The sequence below is a fragment of the Micromonospora zhanjiangensis genome, assembly GCF_042650605.1.
In the GTDB taxonomy this organism is placed as follows: Bacteria; Actinomycetota; Actinomycetes; order Mycobacteriales; family Micromonosporaceae; genus Micromonospora_J; species Micromonospora_J zhanjiangensis.
The window spans coordinates 21947-39013 of sequence record NZ_JBHSBN010000005.1; the positions used below are offsets into that span (position 1 = coordinate 21947).

The window sequence follows — 17067 nt, forward strand, 5'->3', positions numbered from 1 at the left end:
CGCGGGTTCACTCCTGGGCCAGTAGCTGGGCGGTGGGCAGCCGGCGGATCAGGGTCACCGGCACCAGCACGCCGAGCATGGCGACGGCGACCCCGACGGCCAGCGCGGCCAGCGCACCGGCCGCCAGCGCGCCGGTCACGCCGCCGGCGAAGACGGCCGCCGCGCCGAGGCCGGTCCCCGCGCCGACGGTACCGCCGATGACGCCCATCGTGAGGGCCTCGACCGTCACCACCCGGGCGAGCATGCCCTCGGTCCAGCCGACTGCGGTGAGCAGAGCGAACTCGGCGGCCCGTTCCGAGACGTTGAGATAGAGCACGTCCGCGACCGAGACGACACCCAGCACGATGGTGACGGCGACGGCCAGGTAGTCGACGGTACGGGCCTGGACGGCGACCGCCTCACCGAGCAGGGTGCCGGCGACGGCACCCCGGAAGGCGAAGGTGATCGCCAGCAGGACGGTCAGCGCGGCGACTCCGATCGCCATGCTCAACGCGCCGAGTGCCGTGCGACCGGGGGTCCGTACCAGATTGGCCAGCGCCAGGCCGGCGAGCCGGCGGGGCGCGCGGCGGCGGGTGGCGGTCGCGGAGACCGCGGGGCGGATCAGGCTGCCCGGGTCGGGTCGGGCCGCGCGCCAGGCGGGGACCGCCCCGGCGGCCAGGGCGAGCAGCACCGCGATCGGCACTGCGGACAGCGCGTGCGCCCAGCCGATGTCCAGGCCGAACAGGAGGGCGACGGGTATCGCCAGCAGGGTGCCGGCGGCACCGGCGGCCAGGCCGATGCCGGCGAGTTCGGTGCCGAGCAACAGCAGCAGCTGTCGTCGTCGCCAGCCGACGCAGGCCAGCACGCCGAGGTCGGTGCGTCTGGCCCGGGTGGCGGCGCTGCTGGCGTTCAGCACGGCGAGCGCGCACACCGCGAGCACCAGCGCCGACAGCAGGACGCTCTTGCGGTCGGCGGCCCGGACCAGGACCGCCGCCACCCCCTTGCGGACCCAGGGTTCGGCCAGCGCCAGCTCCGGGCGGCCGTAATCGCCGGCGGGGTAGTGCACGGTGACCGGCGTCGGGGACGAGCCCAGGGTGATGTCCACCTGCAGGCCGGTGCGTTCGGCGATCTGCTGGGCCACCAGCCGTACCCGTTCCCGGGACACCGGGTCGATGCCGACCTCGCCGGCCAGCCGGACCCGCACCATGCTGATCGGGGCGGCGCCGTTGAGCTGGTACTCCGGGTAGTCGGGTTCGGTGCGGTAGCGGCCCGCGCCGAGCAGCCGGGGCAGCGCGGCCATGGTGGTGAGCAGCAGCGGCGGCTGGCCGAGCAGGCCGGTGACGTTGGCGTTCGGTTCGAGCCGGCCGCCGCCCAGGGCCCGCCGGGACGCCTCGTCGGCGCCGGCCGCGCCCGGGTTGGCGTAGGTGTCCATCGGCACCGCCGACAGCGCGCCGCCCAGGTTGACCCGCCCGGGGTCGAAGGTGCCGACCGCGTCCAGAGCGACGTCGGGCATGCTGACGTCGCCCGGGCGCAGCGCCACCGGCGGCGTGTTGGTGTGCACCGCCACGCCGGCCCGCACGCCGGTGTCGGCGAACTCCATCGGTACGGGGTGCCCGCTGCCGCCGTCGTCGGCGCCCACGCCCCACAGCTTGCGGTCGTGCGGCACCCGTTCGGCGCGCAGGCCGTCGCCGTCCGGCTCGGTCTCGGGCGGTCCGACGGTCCAGAACCGGGACAGCCACAGCGTGTCGGCGGACGCCGAGTCCTCCAGCCGGTCCGCGGCCGGCTCGCGCAGCCGGCCGACCATCTCCCGGTACGGCCCGTCGACGGTGACCGTCCGGTGGTCGACGGCGCTGCCCGGCCGCTTGGTCAGGTCGGCACGCAGTCGTGGACTGTCGACGGTGGACCGGACCGCGTCGACCGCGCCCGGCGCCAACCGGTCCACCGTCAACTCCAGCCGCGCGTCGAGCTGCGGCCGGTCGGCGACGAGGATCGGCAGCGACGCGTACGGGTAGGGCATGCCGGTCAACCGGTGCTCGACCGGCTGCTCGCCGGCGGTGAAGTACCGGCCCGAGGTGACCGCCCCGTCCAGGCCGGCGAGCGCGGCCTCCGACTCCGGGTCGACGGCCGCCATCAGGAACGGCACCGACCAGGCCAGCGTGACGGCCGGGGTGGTCGGCTCCCCGGTGCCGGTCCGGGATCCGGGGCCGCCGGTGCAGGTCAGTGACGACCGGCCGCGCAGGTCGGTGGGGTCCAGCAGGTCGTCGTGGTCGACCACCGTCACCAGCGGGCAGACCGGCACCCGCCGGCCGTCCGGGTCGACCTCCCTAGGCGCGGGCGGCGGCGTACCGGCGGGCAGGTCGTCGTACTGTTTCTGGTCGAGCGGGTTGCGGGTGGCGTAGAGGAACGCCGGTCCGTCCGGGATGCGGCTGAGGCCCCGGTCGGTGACCCAGGTCGGTCGTACCCGTAGCACCTGTCGCTCGGCGGCCGGGTCGAGCTGCCCGCGCAGGTCGACCCGTACGGGTACGGTGCGCATGAGGTAGCCGACCATCGCGACCGGCGCCGCCACCGAGACGTCCCGTAGCTCCCGGATCTGTTGCCACGCCTGGGTGCTGATCCCGCCGCGCAGGCCGGCGAGCTGGCCCGACTGCACCAGCCCGCGCTGCTGCTCCAACGGCAGCACGCTGCCCTTCGGGCGGACCAGGATGTCGTACGCGGGGCGGTAGTTCGCCGCCACCGCGCCCACGGTCGTCAACCGGGCGGTGACCGCGGCGCCGGTCAGTACGGTGAAGCCGACCACGGCGACCGCGATCATCGACAGCAGGGCCAGCGAGCGGCGGGCCCTGACCCGCCACTGCGCCATCGCCATTCTCAGCACGGGGACCTACCGTCGATGACCACGTCCGCCTCGATCAGCCTCAGCAACAACCGGCGCGGTAGCTTACCGAGCTTCCGTAGCAGTCGGGCGTGTTGTTCGCGTAGCAACGCCACCGGGGCGGCAACGTCCGCTTCTGAACGGCCCGCTGGTCCTGGCGCGCGGTTGCCCATGGGAGGGCGGTTCGCGCCGACATCTCCGGCGTACTGGCGCGGGGTTGACACCATCGGTGGGCGTGGCGGTGAGTTGTCGGACCCGGAGCGGACACCGGGCATCTCCTCGTACCCGGGAGGTGTGATGCCGTACGTCAGAGCGCACACCCGCCGCGACGGCGCCCGCGTCCGCGGTCATTTCCGGCGTCGCCGGCGGGGATCCGTCCGCCGATCGGTGACCCGCCGGCGCACCGGCGGTCGCGGGGTGGGCGGCCTCGACCTGCTGCTCGGTGGGCTCGTCCTGGTCCTCACGGTCGTGGCCGTCCGGTACGTGGTGGGTGTCGTGACCCGGCATCCCTACTGGACGGGATTCCTGGTGACCGTCGTGCTGGCCGGTGCGGTCGCCGTGCTGGTCGCGGTGGCAAAGGGGCAGGCTCGCCAGCGCGCGGAGCAGGCCGAGCGGGACCGGTTGGTCGCGGTGACCGACACGATGAGCGGTGCGGAGTTCGAGCAGTGGTTCGGTCGGCTGCTCGCGGCCTCGGGCTTCCGGGACGTGACCGTGGTCGGTGGGGCCGGTGACCGGGGCGCGGACGTGACCGCGATCGCGCCGGACGGTCGCCGGGTGGTGGTCCAGTGCAAGCGGCAGCACCTCGGCAACCGGGTCGGCAGCGCGGCGATCCAGAGGTTCGCCGGCACCTGCCACCGGGTGCACCACGGCGACCTGTGCATGATCGTCACGAACGGTTGGTTCACCAACGGTGACGGGGCGCGGCTCGCGCACGAGTTGGGCATCGCGCTGGTCGACCGGCGGCTGCTGGAGGTCTGGGCCTACACCCGCAGGCCGCCGCCGGCGCTCGCCGGGCGGTGACGCCGGCACCCGGGTCGGCTCGGCCGGCTACGAAGCCGCGGGTCGCTCGGCCGGCTACAAAGCCGCGGGTCGGGTACTCCCCGGCATGGCCGAAATGTTGGAGGACGGGGACATCTATCTCTTCTACCGGCCACGGGTGGCGGACGAGCACGTGGAGTCGGTGGCGGAGGTACAACGGCTGTTGCTGGTGTTGCGCCCGTGGCGGGGCCGGCGGCGGATCCGGCTGCTGGTGGTGGGCCGGAAGATGATGCCGGAGATCGCCGAGCACGATCGGTTCTGGGCCTTCGTCGCCGCGGTGGCGGACCGGCCGCAGCAGCTCTCCGACGCGCTCCAGCCGCGCGGCTACCAGACCCGGACCCGGGGCGAGCGCCGGCAGCCACCGGCCCGGCCGGTCGCCGAGGGGGCGTACGTGATCGCCCGGCACGACGATCACACCCATCTGGCGTACCAGTTGGAGCTGCCGCACCGGCTCGGCCCGGCGCAGCACGACCTGCACATCGAGCCGGAGGCAAGCTACATCGTCACGGTGAAGAATCCCCGGGTGCCGTCGCCGCCCGGCGTCGGGTTGTCGAGTTCCGGTCGGGCGAGGTTGCCGGCCGAGCTGCAACGCCGGTTCGGTGACCGGCGTTTCGCGCCCCTGGACCCGCCCGCGTTCCTCGACCAGCGGGGTGTTGAACTCGTCCTGATCGGGGCGGCGTACGACGCCTCGAAGGAACTCGGCGTCGACCTGGACGTCGAGGTCGAGCGGGCCGAGCGCAGCACCGTCTTCGACGACCTGCGCATCGGCCGGGCGGAGCGGCCGGTGGAACCGCTGTTCGCCGGCGAGTGGCGTTGACCGCCCGGCCCGCTTTCGAACCGTTGCCCGTCGGCCGGCGGCCCCGACGCTCGGTCCTATATGGAACAATACGGCCGTGCCCGGCGCCGTGCCGGGCCGGAAAATCGTGGGAGTGTTCGTGCCCGTTACCGCCAACCTCGTCAAGCTGGTCGACAAGGAATACCAGGACAAGTCCCTGGCCGAACTCGTCGACGCCCCGGTGGCCGCGCTCGCCGGGATCAGCGACCGCGCCGCCTCGCACCTCAAGGAGGCGCTCGGCATCAAGACGATCGGCGAGCTTGGTCGCAGTCAGTACTTCCGTACCGCCAAGGCGCTGGTCGACCTGGCCGACCACGGCGAGTAACCCCGACGATCCGCCTCCGGCCGCCGACGTTCCGACGTCGGCGGCCGGACCGCGTTACGGGAGCAGTGGTGACGGGTACCCGCCCGGCCGGAGGTGCACATGGGGGAGCCGGCAGGGGCGGGCGGCGCGGTGTGCCGCACACGGCGAACGCGCGGATGAGCGCGCGGGCGGAGGCCGGGCACCGCTGTGTGCCGCACACCGCGGACGTGCGGATCGAGGCGTGGGCGCCGACCCGGGAAGGGTGCGTCGCCGAGGCGGTTGCCGCGCTGGTGGACAGCTTCGCCGACCTGTCGGGGGCCACGCCGGTCGGTGACGCCGCGTTCCACGTCGGCCCCGGCGAGGACGGCGACCTGCTGGTCGGCGTCCTCGACGAGGTGATCTACCGGATGGACGTCGAGGGGCGGCTTCCGGTCCGCGCGGACGTCACCGCCGTGACCGACGGCTTCGACATACGGCTGGAGATGACCGACACGGACCGGGCGGAACCGGTCGGCGCGGTGCCGAAGGCGGTCGCCCTGCACGAGTTGCGTTTCGGCCGGGAGGCGGACGGCTGGACGTGCGGCGTGACCCTGGACGTCTGACGCGGCGACCGACGGCCGGTTCTCTCCTCACCGCGACCGGGACCAACCAGACCCGCGTCAGCCCTTCACCACGCCGACCGGGACCAGCCGGGCCACCCGCCGGCACAGACCGGCACCCTCGGCCGCGTCGACGACCGCGTTGATGTCCTTGTACGCCTCCGGTTTCTCCTCCGCCAGGCCGCGCCAGGACGCGCCGCGTACCGCGATGTTGTGGGCCTCCAGTTGGCGCCGCAGGTCCTGGCCGCGGATCGATGTGGTCGCCTGCTTGCGGCTCTGCGTCCGACCCGCGCCGTGGCAGGTGGAGGCGAACGCCGGCGCGTCCGGCACGCCGGTGAGCACGTACGACGGGGTGCCCATCGAGCCGGGGATGAGCACCGGCTGCCCCACCGCGCGCAGGTCGTCCGGCAGGTCCGGGTGACCCGACGGCAGCGCCCGGGTGGCGCCCTTGCGGTGGACGCACAGTTCCCGCCGCCCGCCGTCGACGCCGTGGGTCTCGATCTTCGCGAGGTTGTGCGAGATGTCGTACACCAGGTCCAACCGGCAGCCGGTGACCCGGTCGAAGACCCGCCGGGCCGACTCGGTGAGCAGTTGCCGGTTGGCCCGGGCGTAGTTCGCGGCGGCGGCCATCGCACCCAGGTAGCCGCGGCCCTCGGGGGAGGACACCGGGGCACACGCCAACTGCCGGTCCGGCACGGTGATGCCGTAGCGGGGCATCACCGTCTCCATGACCCGGACGTGGTCGGTGCAGATCTGGTGCCCCATCCCGCGCGACCCGCAGTGGATCATCACGCAGACCTGGCCGGTACGCAGCCCGAACGCCGTGGCGGCACGCTCGTCGTACACCTGGTCGACCGCCTGCACCTCCAGGAAGTGGTTGCCGGAGCCGAGGCTGCCGACCTGACCCTGCCCACGTTCCACCGCCCGCCCGCTGACCTGTCCGGGGTCGGCCTCGGACACCGCGCCGTAATCCTCGCAGCGGTGCAGGTCCCGCTCCACGCCGTGGCCCTGCTCGACGGCGTAGCGGGAACCGCCGCGCAGCACCTCGTCCAGTTGCGCGCGGCCGGTCAGCTGCCACACCGCGCCCTTGCCCATGCCGCGGGGGATCGCCACGTCCAGGCCGTCCATCAGCGGATCCAGCACCGGCCGCAGGCCCGCCAGGTCGAGGTCCGCGGCGAGCAGCCGGACCCCGCAGGAGATGTCGAACCCCACCCCGCCGGGCGACACCACGCCGTCCGCGGCCACGTCGGTGGCGGCCACCCCGCCGATCGGGAAGCCGTAGCCCCAGTGCAGGTCCGGCATGGCGTACGAGGCGGCGACGATGCCGGGCAGCGCGGCCACGTTGGCCACCTGCGCCAACGACTTGTCCGTACCGAGGTCGGGCATCAGGTCCCGGGACGCGAACACCACCCCGGGTACGCGCATCGGGTCGTGCCGGTCGATCCGGAACCGGTACGGCGTTTCCTCAACCAGGTCCATGCCACCGCCCCTCCGGCGCCCGGGCGGCACGCGCTGCCGGGCCGGCTGGCGGCTACCCGGTCCGGCCGGAAGTACACGTGGCCGGTGGCCGCCCGCCAACGGCTTCTTCACCAACGGCGACGGGGCGCGGTTCGCACACGAGTTGGGCATCACGCTGGTCGACCGGCGGCTGCTGGAGGCCTGGACGTACTGCCGCCGGCCGTGAGTCCTATAGGCGGTCGGCTCTGCGCACGCGGACAGGCGCCACCCGCGCGATGGTGTCGAAATCGGCATCGACATGTAGCACGGTCAGCCCCCACGCGTCGGCCGTGGCGGCGACGAGGAGATCGACAACTGACGGGCCCTTGTGTTGTCCTAGGTTCACCAGATCGTCCTGGACCCGCTCGACGAATCGCCAGGCGTCATCGGGCATCGGGTGCCAACCGAACAGGGCTCGCAATTGAGCCCGGAGCTGATCACGATCGGACTTGCCGACTGCGGCGCGCACCAGCTCCGCCTCGACCACCGGACAGACGCCGACCAGCCCGGCTCGTACGGCGTCGAGCCAGTGCGGAGCTAGGTCCCGTCCCTGGCGAAGCCTGATCACCATCGAGGTGTCGGCCAGGAAGGTCACGCGGCGTGGCCTCGGTGGTCGTCCCGCTCGTCCTGCTCGATCAGATCCGTGTCCAGGCGCCCCAGCAATTCGCGGAAGGATTCGAGCAGCTCGGACCGGCGGTCGGCGTCGACGGCGGCGGCCAGTTCGAGGGCGGCGTTGACCGTTTCCCGTTTCGTGCTCGTGCGCAACGCGCGTTGCGCACGAGCCAGCTTCTCGTCGTCGATGTCGATGATCGTTCGCGCCATGTATCAAGGCTACCAGGCTGATATCAAGATACAGGCTGTTTCCGTCACCAGCCCCGGGCGCGCCATTCGGGCAGCTTGGGGCGTTCGGCGCCGAGCGTCGAGTCGGCGCCGTGGCCGGGGTAGAACCACGTCTCGTCCGGCAGCCGGTCGAACAGCTTGGTCTGCACGTCGTCGATCAGGCTGGCGAACGCCGCCGGGTCCTCGTGCGTGTTGCCGACCCCGCCCGGGAACAGCGAGTCCCCGGTGAACAGGTGCGGGATCCCGTTCGGGTCGCGGTAGAGCAGGGCGATCGAGCCCGGCGTGTGACCCACCAGGTGGATCACCTCCAACTCGCGGTCACCCACCCGTACGGTGTCGCCGTCGGCCAGGTGCTCGGACGGGATCGGCAGCCCTTCGGCGTCCGCGCCGTGCACCAGCGAACGGGCGCCGGTGGTGGCCACCACCTCCTCCAGCGCCACCCAGTGGTCCATGTGCTCGTGCGTGGTGACCACACTGGACAGTCCGGCGTCGCCGATCAGCTCCAGCAGCCGAGGCGCCTCGTTGGCCGCGTCGATCAGCACCTGCTCGCCGGTGGACCGGCAGCGCAGCAGGTAGGCGTTGTTGTCCATCGGGCCGACGGACACCTTGGTGATGGTGAGATCGTCGAGTTCACGTACGTCGGCCGCACCGCCGGTGGTGACGTCTCCGCTATAGGCCATGGGGCAGTCAGATCCATTCCGGGGGAGTGGGCAGTTTTCCGTCGGGAGTCACGGTAAGGCGTGCGCCGTCGGTCCGCCCGATCAACCACCCGGCGAGTTCGTACACCGGTCCGGCGACGGTGGGCGCGGCCTCCGGCTCGCCGACGGTGAGTTCCACCCGGCCCTCGGCGGGGCGCAGCACCAGAGCCGGGCTGCCGGGCCGGCGCCCCAGGCCGGCGACGACGTCGTGCAGCAGCCGGTGGCTGAACGACGCCGGCCAGTCGGCCGGTTCGTAACCGGCGGCCAGGTCGACGTGGTGCACCTCGACCTCGCGCAGCCGCATCCAGACCAGGGCCGCCGCCGGTATCGGCCCGAGCCGGTGGTCGACCGTCGCGGCCCAGTCGGCCGGCGCCATGGCGGCCACCGCGTCGGCGAACCGGGCCGCCGATTCCCGTACGTCGGTCAGCAGTTCCGCCGGGGACCGGTCCGCGCCGGCCTCGATGTCCGCATCCCGGGCGGCGTCGCTGGCGTACCCCCTGAGCCGCTCGCCGGTGCGGGCGCCGGTGAGCATGGTGACCACCGCGTCGCCGCTGCGGGCGATGTGCGTCAGCACGTGCCCGCGGCTCCAGCCGGGCAGCAGGGACGGGCCGCGGGCGGCGGTCTCGTCGAGGGATTCGGCGGTGCGCAGCAACCGTTCGGTGGCCCGGTCGACTTCGGGCATCAGGACGAGTGGGTCAGCGGTCACGGTGCAGACCCTATCCGGGCGCGGTGCCCGACAACGGGTACGGCGGGGCGGTGGCGCGGCGGAATTCGCTTTCGGGGGGTCGCGGTGGGCCCTACCGTCGGTGCCGACGCGTCACCCGTAGCCGAGGAGGGAGGTGGACAGCCGTGCCGGTCGTCGTACGCGTGCCCGAACAGCGCTCTCCGACTCTGACAAGGGTGGACATGAACTTCGATCTGACCTCGCTCGGCTGGACCGCCGGGCTGGCGGCCGACTGGTCGCCGCAACGTACCGGGTGCCGGCCGGGCCGGGTGGTCCGGGTGGACCGCGGCGTCTGCACCGTGCTCTGCGCCGCCGGCACCGTCCGGGCCAGCCTGGGCGGCGGTGTGCTGGCCGCCGCGGCCCGGGACCAGGCCGACCTGCCGTGCGCGGGGGACTGGGTGCTGGTCCGCACCTGGCCCGACGAGCGGGTCACCGCCGAGCGGGTGCTGCCCCGCCGGACCGCGGTGATCCGGCGCACCGCCGACAAGGACTCCTCCGGCCAGGTGCTGGCCGCCAACCTGGACACCGCCGCGGTGATCGAGCCGATGCACCCGGCGCCGGACGTCGACCGGATCGAGCGGCTGTTGTCGCTGGCCTGGGAGTCCGGCGCCCGGCCGGTGGTCGTACTCACGAAGTGTGATCTGGTGCCGGATCCGGCCGCGGTGGCGGCGCAGGTGGCCCAGGTCGCGCCCGGGGTGCCGGTGCTGCCGGTCAGCGCCGAGCGCGGCGTGGGGGTGGACGCGCTGCGGCCGATGGTCGCCGCCGGGCTGACCCTGGGCCTGCTCGGTCCGTCCGGTGCTGGCAAGTCGACCCTGGTCAACGCGCTGGCGGGGGCGACCGCGATGGCCACCCAGGCGGTTCGCCGGGCGGACGGGAAGGGCCGGCACACCACCACGTACCGGGCGTTGATCCCGATTCCCGGCGGTGGCGCGGTGCTGGACACCCCCGGGATCCGCGCGGTCGGCCTGCTGGACGCGGCCGACGGGCTGGACCGGACGTTCAGCGACGTGGCGGAACTCGTCGCGGCCTGCCGGTTCGCCGACTGCGCCCACCAGAGCGAGCCGGGCTGCGCGGTACGCGCCGCGCTGGCCTGCGGCGAGCTGTCCGGGCGGCGCTGGGAGAGCTGGCTGAAGCTGCAACGTGAGACGGCCTACGAGACCCGCCGCCGGGAGGCCCGGCTGTCCGCCGTCGCCCGTCGCTCCCACCCCGGCCGGCCCCGCGGAGGCTCCGGTCCGCGGTGACGGGCCCGGCGGGCGAGGAATGCTGGCAGACTCCGGAAGCATGCCGGAATTGCCGCCGCGGACCGGGACGAGCCTGGCCGCCGACCTGCGGGAACTGGGCGTACGGCCGGGTGCCACGATCCTGCTGCACGCGTCGTTGCGCTCGCTGGGCTGGGTCTGCGGCGGTGCGCCCACGGTGGTCCGTGCCCTGTTGGCGGTGCTCGGCCCGGCCGGGACACTGGTGGTGCCGGCGTTCACCCCGGAGAACCGGGACCCGTCGCGGTGGTCGCACGCCCCGGTGCCGGAACGGTGGTGGCCGGCCATCCGCGCCGAGCTGCCGGCGTTCGACCCGGCGGTGACGCCGTGCCGGGAGATGGGACTGATCGCCGAGACGGTACGCACCTGGCCGGGCGCCGTCCGCAGCCCGCACCCGCAGACCTCGTTCGTCGCCGTCGGCGCCCGTGCCCGGGCGCTCACCGCCCGGCACCCGATCACCTGTGAGTTGGGGGAGGACTCACCGCTGGCCGCCGTCGAGGCGGTCGGCGGGCAGGCGCTCCTGCTCGGGGTCGGATTCGACCGCTGCACGGCGTTCCACCTCGCGGAATACCGACAGCCGGGGCTGCGGCACCGGGCCAACCGGTGCGTGGTGATGACGACGGCCGGTCGGAGGTGGATCAGCTACCGGGCGGCGGTCCTGGACGACAGCGATTTCGCGGCTCTCGGTGCGGACTACCGCGAGGCCGCTCCGAACGGTGTCGCGGCCGGTCCGGTCGGCGGGGCGGCGGCCCTGCTGGTCGACATCCGGGACGCGGTGGCGTTCGCGACCGGTTGGCTCGTCGGCCGGGGTGTCCCGACCGGCTCGCTTGCGCCGCGGTCCGGTCGCCGCGCGGCGGCCCTCCGGCCGGTGCGCTGAGCCCTCGCCGGTCAATTGCCTGGTCAGGGCGTCGACGGCCGAGACGCGTCACGGACGGCGACAGACTCCTCGCACTGAGCGCTGTGCGAACAGCTTCGAAACGTGCATTATGGCTCTGCGCGACGTGCCGGTCACGAGCCGCGCCGTCTCGCGGTTGTCATGCATCTGTCGTCCGGAACGGTGGTGCCCTGCGGTGACAGCACAGCACGCCGACAATGCCGACGCGACCGGTGCCGGGCCGGCAGGTGCCGAGCCGGTCGGAACCGGGCGGTCGGACGCTGCTCCCGTCGCCGGCGGCCTCTACTTCTTCCTCAGCTACGCGCGCAGCGGCGACGACCCGTACGTACAGCAGTTCTACCGGGACCTGTGCAGCGAGGTCCGGGTCCGGGCGGGACTGGCCAGTACGGAAGAGGTGGGCTTCCTGGACAGCCACAGCATCGACATCGGGTCGACCTGGTCGGTGGATCTGGTGGAGGCCTTGTCGGAATGCCGGTCCTTCCTTGCCCTCTGTTCACCCCGCTACTTCCTCAGCGAGCCGTGTGGCCGGGAATGGCAGATCTTTGACGAACGACTCGCCCGGCACGAACGGAACACAGGCGCGCGCTCGAATGCCCTGCTCCCCGTCTTCTGGCTGCCGCCGCGACGGGTGCCCGAGGCCGTGAGCCGTAGGCAGTACGACAACGAGGCGTTCAGCGACGCTTACCGGCGGGACGGGCTGCGGCAGCTCATGCGACTGAGCCGCAACCGGGACGAGTACCTCGACATGCTCAGCATCCTGGCCGACCGGATCGTGGAGAACGCGTTGGTCGACCCGCTGCCCCCGGTCACCGGCCGGACCGTCGACTTCGAGGACGCGCGGAGCGCGTTTCACACTCCGGGCGAGCGGAACGCGCGGGAACTGCGCCGGATCTCCTCGGTGGCCCGGTCCGACCACGTCGATTTCCTGGTCGTGGCGCCCAGTCGGCAGGAGGCCGGTGTCGTCCGCCGGCGCCTCGAGTTCTACGGCGACACCTCGGAGGACTGGGCGCCGTACCTGCCGTCCCTGCCCGGGTCGCTGGCCAGCTTCGCCCGTGAGGTGGCGGCGAAGGTCGGTCTCACCTCGGACGTGTTGCCCATCCAGCGGTCCGCGGAGCCGGGTCGGGCCGGGCGTCGCATCGTCGTGCTGCTGGTGGATGCCTGGTCCACCCAGCTCGAGGCGTACCGGCGGGCGCTGACCCGGCAGGAGAACCGGGGGACGCCGGCCGCGACGGCGATGGTGCCCCGCAGCCACGAGGACAGTGAGACGCACGAGAACTGGCGCTGGCTCTCCGACGGGCTGCGCAGCGTCTTCCTCGACCGGGTGGCGGCCGGCGAGTCGCTGGCCTACCGGGCGGACATCCTGACCCACCGCGCGTTCGACGAGGACCTGCAGGTGGTCCTCGAAGTCGCGCGTAACCGCATCTTCGCCCAGGCCGGTCCACCGGCGGCGGAGACCGACCGGGGCGGACCGCCCAGGCCGATTCTCGAAGGCCCCTGAGGAGGCGGCGATGGCGTTACCGGCGGGAGACCGGCGTACCGGTCCGGGACAGGTCATCACCTTCTATTCGTACAAGGGCGGGACCGGGCGGACCATGGCACTGGCCAACGTCGGCTGGATCCTCGCCAGCAACGGGCACCGGGTCCTGACCGTGGACTGGGACCTGGAGTCGCCGGGCCTGCACCGGTTCTACCATCCGTTGCTCGGTGACCCACAACTGCACGCGTCCGAGGGCGTCATCGACCTGTTGCGGGACTTCGCCGCCGCCGCCGTGGGCGAACCCCGGCGACCTGAGGCCGCGGACCTGCCGGTCCGTCCGAACGTCCGCGGCTACGCGGTTTCCGTCGGTGTGGTCGATCCCGGCGCCGAGCCGCGGGCCGAAGATGTCCGCCACGGTGGCGACTCCCTTCCCGCCGGGTGGCACATCCGGTGGCGCTTCGCCAACGGCGGTGAACTCGATCTGTTGCCCGCGGGCCGACAGGGCCCGGCCTATTCGGCGACCGTGAGCACCTTCGACTGGCCGAGCTTCTACGAGCGGCTCGGCGGTGCGGCGTTTCTCGCCGAACTACGGGAGAACTTCCGGGCCCACTACGACTTCGTCCTCATCGACAGCCGCACCGGCCTGAGCGACAGCGCCGGCATCTGCACCGTTTTGCTGCCCGACATGGTGGTCAACTGCTTCACCCTCAGTAATCAAAGCATCGACGGCGCGGCTGCGGTGGCCCGTTCGATCCGCGGGCAGCGGATCGAGGACCCGGTACGGATACTGCCGGTGCCCATGCGGGTGGAGGAAGGTGAGCAGAGCAAACTCGACGCCGGCCGGGACTACGCGCGAGCCCGGTTCGCGCCGTTCCTGGAGCACCTGGACCCGGAGGAACGCGCCCGGTACTGGGCCGATGTGGAGATCCCGTACAAGCTGTTCTACGCGTACGAGGAGATTCTCGCTGTCTTCGGCGACCGGGCCCACCAGCCCACCACCCTGCTCGCCGCCTACGAGCGGCTGGCCCGGGTGGTCAGCGGCGACGACCTGACCCACCTGATCGTGCTGGACGAGCAGGTACGACGGTACTGGCTGGCGAGGTTCGAGCGCCGCCATCCGCGGGCCCTGGTCCGACCGCTGATCACCTACGCCGCCGAGGAACGGCTGTGGGCCGAGTGGATCGCCGACGTGCTCGGTGAGGTCGGGCTGCGGGCGGCGCTCCGGGAGAACCACGAGGTGACCGCCGCCGACCTGGCCGCGGAGGCCGAGGGCGGCACCGACCTCGTGGTCGTCCTGCTGTCCGCCGGCCATCGACCGCCGCCCGAGGTGGTCGGCTGGTCACAGCGACCGACCTCGACGGTGGCCGGGCGCGTCAACATCCTGCCCATCTCGTTGGACGGCACGCCGGCGCCGGAGGCGCTGGGCAGGTACGGCGTGCTGGAGCTGTCGGGGATGTCGGAGGAGCGGGCTCGCAGCCGACTCCTCTCGGCGGTCAACTGGCCGATCGTCGAGCCGCCGATGCGGGCCGAGACCGGCCGACCCCGGTTTCCGGCCACCCCGCCGCCACTGTTCCGGCTGCCGTTGCGTAACACGTTCTTCACCGGTCGCCGACAGTTGCTGGCCGACGTCCGGGAGCGCCTGGTCGCCCGGGCGGGCGCCGGCGCGACCCTGGCGATCACGGGTCTGGGTGGCGTCGGCAAGACCCAGCTGGCGACCGAGTACGCGTACCGGTTCGCGGGTGACTACGACGTGGTGTGGTGGGTGTCGGCGGCGCAGGGCAGCATGATCCGTGCCGGTCTGGTCGACCTCGCCGACGAGCTACGGGTGCCGACAACCGATACCACGGCGGAACGTATTCGGTTGTTGCTCGAGGCGCTGCAGCAGGGCCGTCCGTACCAACGATGGTTGTTGATCTTCGACAGCGTCGGGGAGGTGGCGGACCTCGAGGACGTCCTGCCGGCGGGCCCGGGACATGTGTTGATCACGTCCCGATGGGCGATCCAGACCCGGGACGCCAGCGTCGTCGAGGTCGCGCCGTTCGGTCGGAGGGAGAGCGTCGAACTGCTCCGGCTGCACATCCCGGCGGTGACCGACGAGGAGGCGGACCAGATCGCCGAGCGGCTGGGAGATCTCCCGCTGGCCATCGAGCAGGCCGGGGCGTGGCTGGCGCTGACCGGCATGCCGGCCGACCGCTACCTGGCGCTGGTGGACAACCAGTTGTCCCGGCTGCTGAGCCAGAATCCGCCGGCCGGTTACGAACAGGCCGGGGCGATCACCTGGCTGCTCTCCCTCGATGAGCTGCGTGACCGGGTGCCGGCCGCGGCGCGCCTGGTGGAGTTGCTGGCCTTCTTCGGGCCGGAGCCGGTGGTCGCCTCGCTGCTGTACAGCCGCGCCTTCATCGAGACCGTGGCCGGCGACGACCCCACGCTGCGCGACGACGCCACCTACGCGGGGCTCATCGTTCAGGCCAGCCGCTACGCGCTGGCCCGCTTCGACGAGGCGAACAGCAGCATGCAGATGCACCGCCTGGTGTCCGCGGTCATCCGGGAGAACCTGCCGGCCGAAACCGCTGCCGAGTACCGGCGGCAGGTGCACGCCATCCTGGTGGCCGCCAGCCCGGCCGACTCGGAACGGCCGGAAACCTGGACCGCGTTCGCGAACCTGTGGCCGCACCTCGTTCCGTCCGATGCGCTGCGCTCCGACGACGACGAGGTGCGGCAACTCGTCCTGGACGTCGCCCGCTACCTGTACCGGCGCGGTGACTTCGCCAGCAGCGCCGAACTGATCGAGAGGACGCTGCGGATCTGGCCGGATTCCTGGCCGGACGACGACCTCAAGCTGCAGGTAGCGAAGATCTTCCTGGCCAACGCGCTGCGTCCGCGGGCCGCCTACGCGCAGGCCCGGCGTCTCGACGAGGACGCCCATGCGCGCCTGATGGCCACCGTCGGGCCGGCGAACCAATACAGCATCATGGCCATGTCCGGGCTGGCCGCCGACCGCTGGATGACGGCGGATTACGCGGAGGCGAGGGCGCTCAACGAGGAGGCGCTGCGCCGCTCGGTCGAACTGTACGGCCAGACCCATCGCCGGTCCTACCGTGCCGTCAACAATCTCGCCATGGTCATGGAACACCTCGGTGACTACCGGGAGGCGTACCGTCTGCACGAGGAGGCGTACTTCGGCCGCCGGAAGCTCGGTGAGCGATTCCCGGAGACGCTTTTCTCGGCCACCAACTTCGGTCGGGTGCTCCGGTTCACCGGCGACCTCCGTGGTTCGCGCCGGATGCTGGAGGTGGCCCGGGCCGGACACCGTGCGGTGCACGGCACGGATCACTCAGCCACCCTGCGGAACGACGTCGAGTTGGCCGCGACGCTGCGTCGGCTGGGCGCGTTCGACGCGGCGAGGGCGACCGCGCAGGGGGCCTACGACGTCTACGCCGCGACCCGGCCGCCACACGGGATCGACCGGCTCGCGTGCGCCAGCACGCTCGCGCTGGCTCTCTCGGCACTGGGCGAGGAGAGCGAGGCCGCCCTGCTCGGCCGCGAGTGCGTGGACCGGTACCGGGACGCGTTCGGCCGGGACCATCCCTCGACGCTGGCCGTCGACTGCAACTTCGCCGCGATCCTCCGGCGGTCCGGCGAGATCGAGGCCGCCCGCCGACGGGCGGACCGGGCTCTGGAGCGGCTGCGCGCGGTGCTCGGGCCGGACCACCCCTACACCCTGCTGTGCTCGGTCATCGCCGCGAACGCGCGGTTCGACGCCGGTGACCGGGACGGGGCGTTGGTGCTCGAGCAACGCGTGTACGGACAGATGGCGCGCTCGCTCGGCGAGACCCATCCCGACCGGATCATCGCCGGTGCCAATCTGGCGGTCAGCCGGGAGGTGAAGGGCGACACGGCCGGGCTGACGGAGTTTCGCGAGGAACTCCTGGAGGTCGCGGTGCGGGTGTTCGGCCGGGACCATCCGGCCACCGAGGCGTTCCGGGCCGGCCAGCGGTGGGACTGTGAGATCGACCTGTCGCCGTACGCGTGACCCGTGGCCCGGTCGCCCGG

At 72.7% G+C, this 17067-nt stretch carries 15 protein-coding genes; 9 read left to right on the plus strand and 6 right to left on the minus strand.

The genetic code is table 11. The annotated features are described in order from the left end of the window. Positions 1-7: 7 nt before the first annotated feature. The gene (locus ACFOX0_RS09350; protein ID WP_377544216.1) at positions 8-2845 is read right to left on the minus strand and encodes an FtsX-like permease family protein; all 2838 of its coding nucleotides are present in this window, start codon (positions 2843-2845) and stop codon (positions 8-10) included. Between the two features lie 303 nt (positions 2846-3148). Between ACFOX0_RS09350 and ACFOX0_RS09355 the strand changes: the two genes are divergently transcribed. The 4 genes from ACFOX0_RS09355 to ACFOX0_RS09370 all read left to right on the plus strand — a co-directional run bounded on the left by ACFOX0_RS09355 (position 3149) and on the right by ACFOX0_RS09370 (position 5630). Then, positions 3149-3871, plus strand: a complete 723-nt coding sequence (locus tag ACFOX0_RS09355; protein WP_377543636.1) for a restriction endonuclease — start codon at positions 3149-3151, stop codon at positions 3869-3871. 85 nt (positions 3872-3956) lie between these two features. Further along, complete coding sequence (locus tag ACFOX0_RS09360) at positions 3957-4706, plus strand: hypothetical protein (protein WP_377543638.1); 750 nt, start codon at positions 3957-3959, stop codon at positions 4704-4706. Positions 4707-4824: 118 nt separating this feature from the next. After that, the gene (locus ACFOX0_RS09365) at positions 4825-5049 is read left to right on the plus strand and encodes a hypothetical protein (RefSeq protein WP_377544218.1); all 225 of its coding nucleotides are present in this window, start codon (positions 4825-4827) and stop codon (positions 5047-5049) included. A 155-nt stretch (positions 5050-5204) separates the two neighbouring features. Then, the gene (locus ACFOX0_RS09370) at positions 5205-5630 is read left to right on the plus strand and encodes an archease (protein WP_377543640.1); all 426 of its coding nucleotides are present in this window, start codon (positions 5205-5207) and stop codon (positions 5628-5630) included. Between the two features lie 57 nt (positions 5631-5687). Here ACFOX0_RS09370 and ACFOX0_RS09375 read toward each other — a convergent pair whose 3' ends face one another. Further along, positions 5688-7106: an RtcB family protein gene (locus ACFOX0_RS09375; protein WP_377543642.1), complete on the minus strand. Its 1419-nt coding sequence runs from the start codon at positions 7104-7106 to the stop codon at positions 5688-5690. On the opposite strand from ACFOX0_RS09375, the gene ACFOX0_RS09380 reads away from it, so the two are divergent. Further along, on the plus strand, positions 7105-7311 hold the full coding sequence (locus ACFOX0_RS09380) for a hypothetical protein (RefSeq protein ID WP_377543644.1): 207 nt from the start codon (positions 7105-7107) through the stop codon (positions 7309-7311). The genes ACFOX0_RS09375 and ACFOX0_RS09380 overlap by 2 nt on opposite strands. Before the next feature lie 3 nt (positions 7312-7314). Here the strand turns inward: ACFOX0_RS09380 and ACFOX0_RS09385 are convergent, their stop codons facing one another. Genes ACFOX0_RS09385 through ACFOX0_RS09400 form a run of 4 tightly spaced genes read right to left on the minus strand, consistent with a single transcriptional unit; the run spans position 7315 to position 9368 of the window. Beyond that, the gene (locus tag ACFOX0_RS09385; RefSeq protein WP_377543646.1) at positions 7315-7719 is read right to left on the minus strand and encodes a PIN domain-containing protein; all 405 of its coding nucleotides are present in this window, start codon (positions 7717-7719) and stop codon (positions 7315-7317) included. Continuing rightward, complete coding sequence (locus tag ACFOX0_RS09390) at positions 7716-7946, minus strand: type II toxin-antitoxin system VapB family antitoxin (RefSeq protein WP_377543648.1); 231 nt, start codon at positions 7944-7946, stop codon at positions 7716-7718. The genes ACFOX0_RS09385 and ACFOX0_RS09390 overlap by 4 nt, the downstream gene beginning before the upstream one ends. Positions 7947-7990: 44 nt before the next feature. Next, positions 7991-8644 (minus strand): MBL fold metallo-hydrolase, encoded by a 654-nt coding sequence (locus ACFOX0_RS09395; RefSeq protein ID WP_377543651.1) that lies wholly within the window; start codon positions 8642-8644, stop codon positions 7991-7993. Between the two features lie 7 nt (positions 8645-8651). Continuing rightward, positions 8652-9368, minus strand: a complete 717-nt coding sequence (locus ACFOX0_RS09400) for a maleylpyruvate isomerase family mycothiol-dependent enzyme (RefSeq protein ID WP_377543653.1) — start codon at positions 9366-9368, stop codon at positions 8652-8654. Positions 9369-9568: 200 nt separating this feature from the next. On the opposite strand from ACFOX0_RS09400, the gene rsgA reads away from it, so the two are divergent. The 4 genes from rsgA to fxsT all read left to right on the plus strand — a co-directional run bounded on the left by rsgA (position 9569) and on the right by fxsT (position 17047). Further along, entirely contained in the window at positions 9569-10627 is a 1059-nt protein-coding gene (gene rsgA, locus ACFOX0_RS09405) for a ribosome small subunit-dependent GTPase A (protein WP_377543655.1), read from the plus strand. 40 nt (positions 10628-10667) lie between these two features. Beyond that, a complete protein-coding gene (locus ACFOX0_RS09410) occupies positions 10668-11519 on the plus strand; it encodes an aminoglycoside N(3)-acetyltransferase (protein WP_377543656.1) in 852 nt (283 codons plus the stop codon). 193 nt (positions 11520-11712) lie between these two features. Beyond that, the gene (locus ACFOX0_RS09415) at positions 11713-13035 is read left to right on the plus strand and encodes a TIR-like protein FxsC (protein WP_377543659.1); all 1323 of its coding nucleotides are present in this window, start codon (positions 11713-11715) and stop codon (positions 13033-13035) included. 10 nt (positions 13036-13045) lie between these two features. After that, on the plus strand, positions 13046-17047 hold the full coding sequence (fxsT, locus tag ACFOX0_RS09420; RefSeq protein ID WP_377543661.1) for an FxSxx-COOH system tetratricopeptide repeat protein: 4002 nt from the start codon (positions 13046-13048) through the stop codon (positions 17045-17047). Positions 17048-17067: the final 20 nt, after the last annotated feature.

Bases quoted from the DNA above. Each gene is read 5' to 3' on its own strand.
- ACFOX0_RS09350 (WP_377544216.1), bottom strand. From the start codon at position 2,845: ATGGCGATGGCGCAGTGGCGGGTCAGGGCCCGCCGCTCGCTGGCCCTG.
- ACFOX0_RS09355 (WP_377543636.1), top strand. From the start codon at position 3,149: ATGCCGTACGTCAGAGCGCACACCCGCCGCGACGGCGCCCGCGTCCGC.
- ACFOX0_RS09360 (WP_377543638.1), top strand. From the start codon at position 3,957: ATGGCCGAAATGTTGGAGGACGGGGACATCTATCTCTTCTACCGGCCA.
- ACFOX0_RS09370 (WP_377543640.1), top strand. From the start codon at position 5,205: ATGAGCGCGCGGGCGGAGGCCGGGCACCGCTGTGTGCCGCACACCGCG.
- ACFOX0_RS09380 (WP_377543644.1), top strand. From the start codon at position 7,105: ATGCCACCGCCCCTCCGGCGCCCGGGCGGCACGCGCTGCCGGGCCGGC.
- ACFOX0_RS09375 (WP_377543642.1), bottom strand. From the start codon at position 7,106: ATGGACCTGGTTGAGGAAACGCCGTACCGGTTCCGGATCGACCGGCAC.
- ACFOX0_RS09390 (WP_377543648.1), bottom strand. From the start codon at position 7,946: ATGGCGCGAACGATCATCGACATCGACGACGAGAAGCTGGCTCGTGCG.
- ACFOX0_RS09395 (WP_377543651.1), bottom strand. From the start codon at position 8,644: ATGGCCTATAGCGGAGACGTCACCACCGGCGGTGCGGCCGACGTACGT.
- rsgA (WP_377543655.1), top strand. From the start codon at position 9,569: ATGAACTTCGATCTGACCTCGCTCGGCTGGACCGCCGGGCTGGCGGCC.
- ACFOX0_RS09410 (WP_377543656.1), top strand. From the start codon at position 10,668: ATGCCGGAATTGCCGCCGCGGACCGGGACGAGCCTGGCCGCCGACCTG.
- fxsT (WP_377543661.1), top strand. From the start codon at position 13,046: ATGGCGTTACCGGCGGGAGACCGGCGTACCGGTCCGGGACAGGTCATC.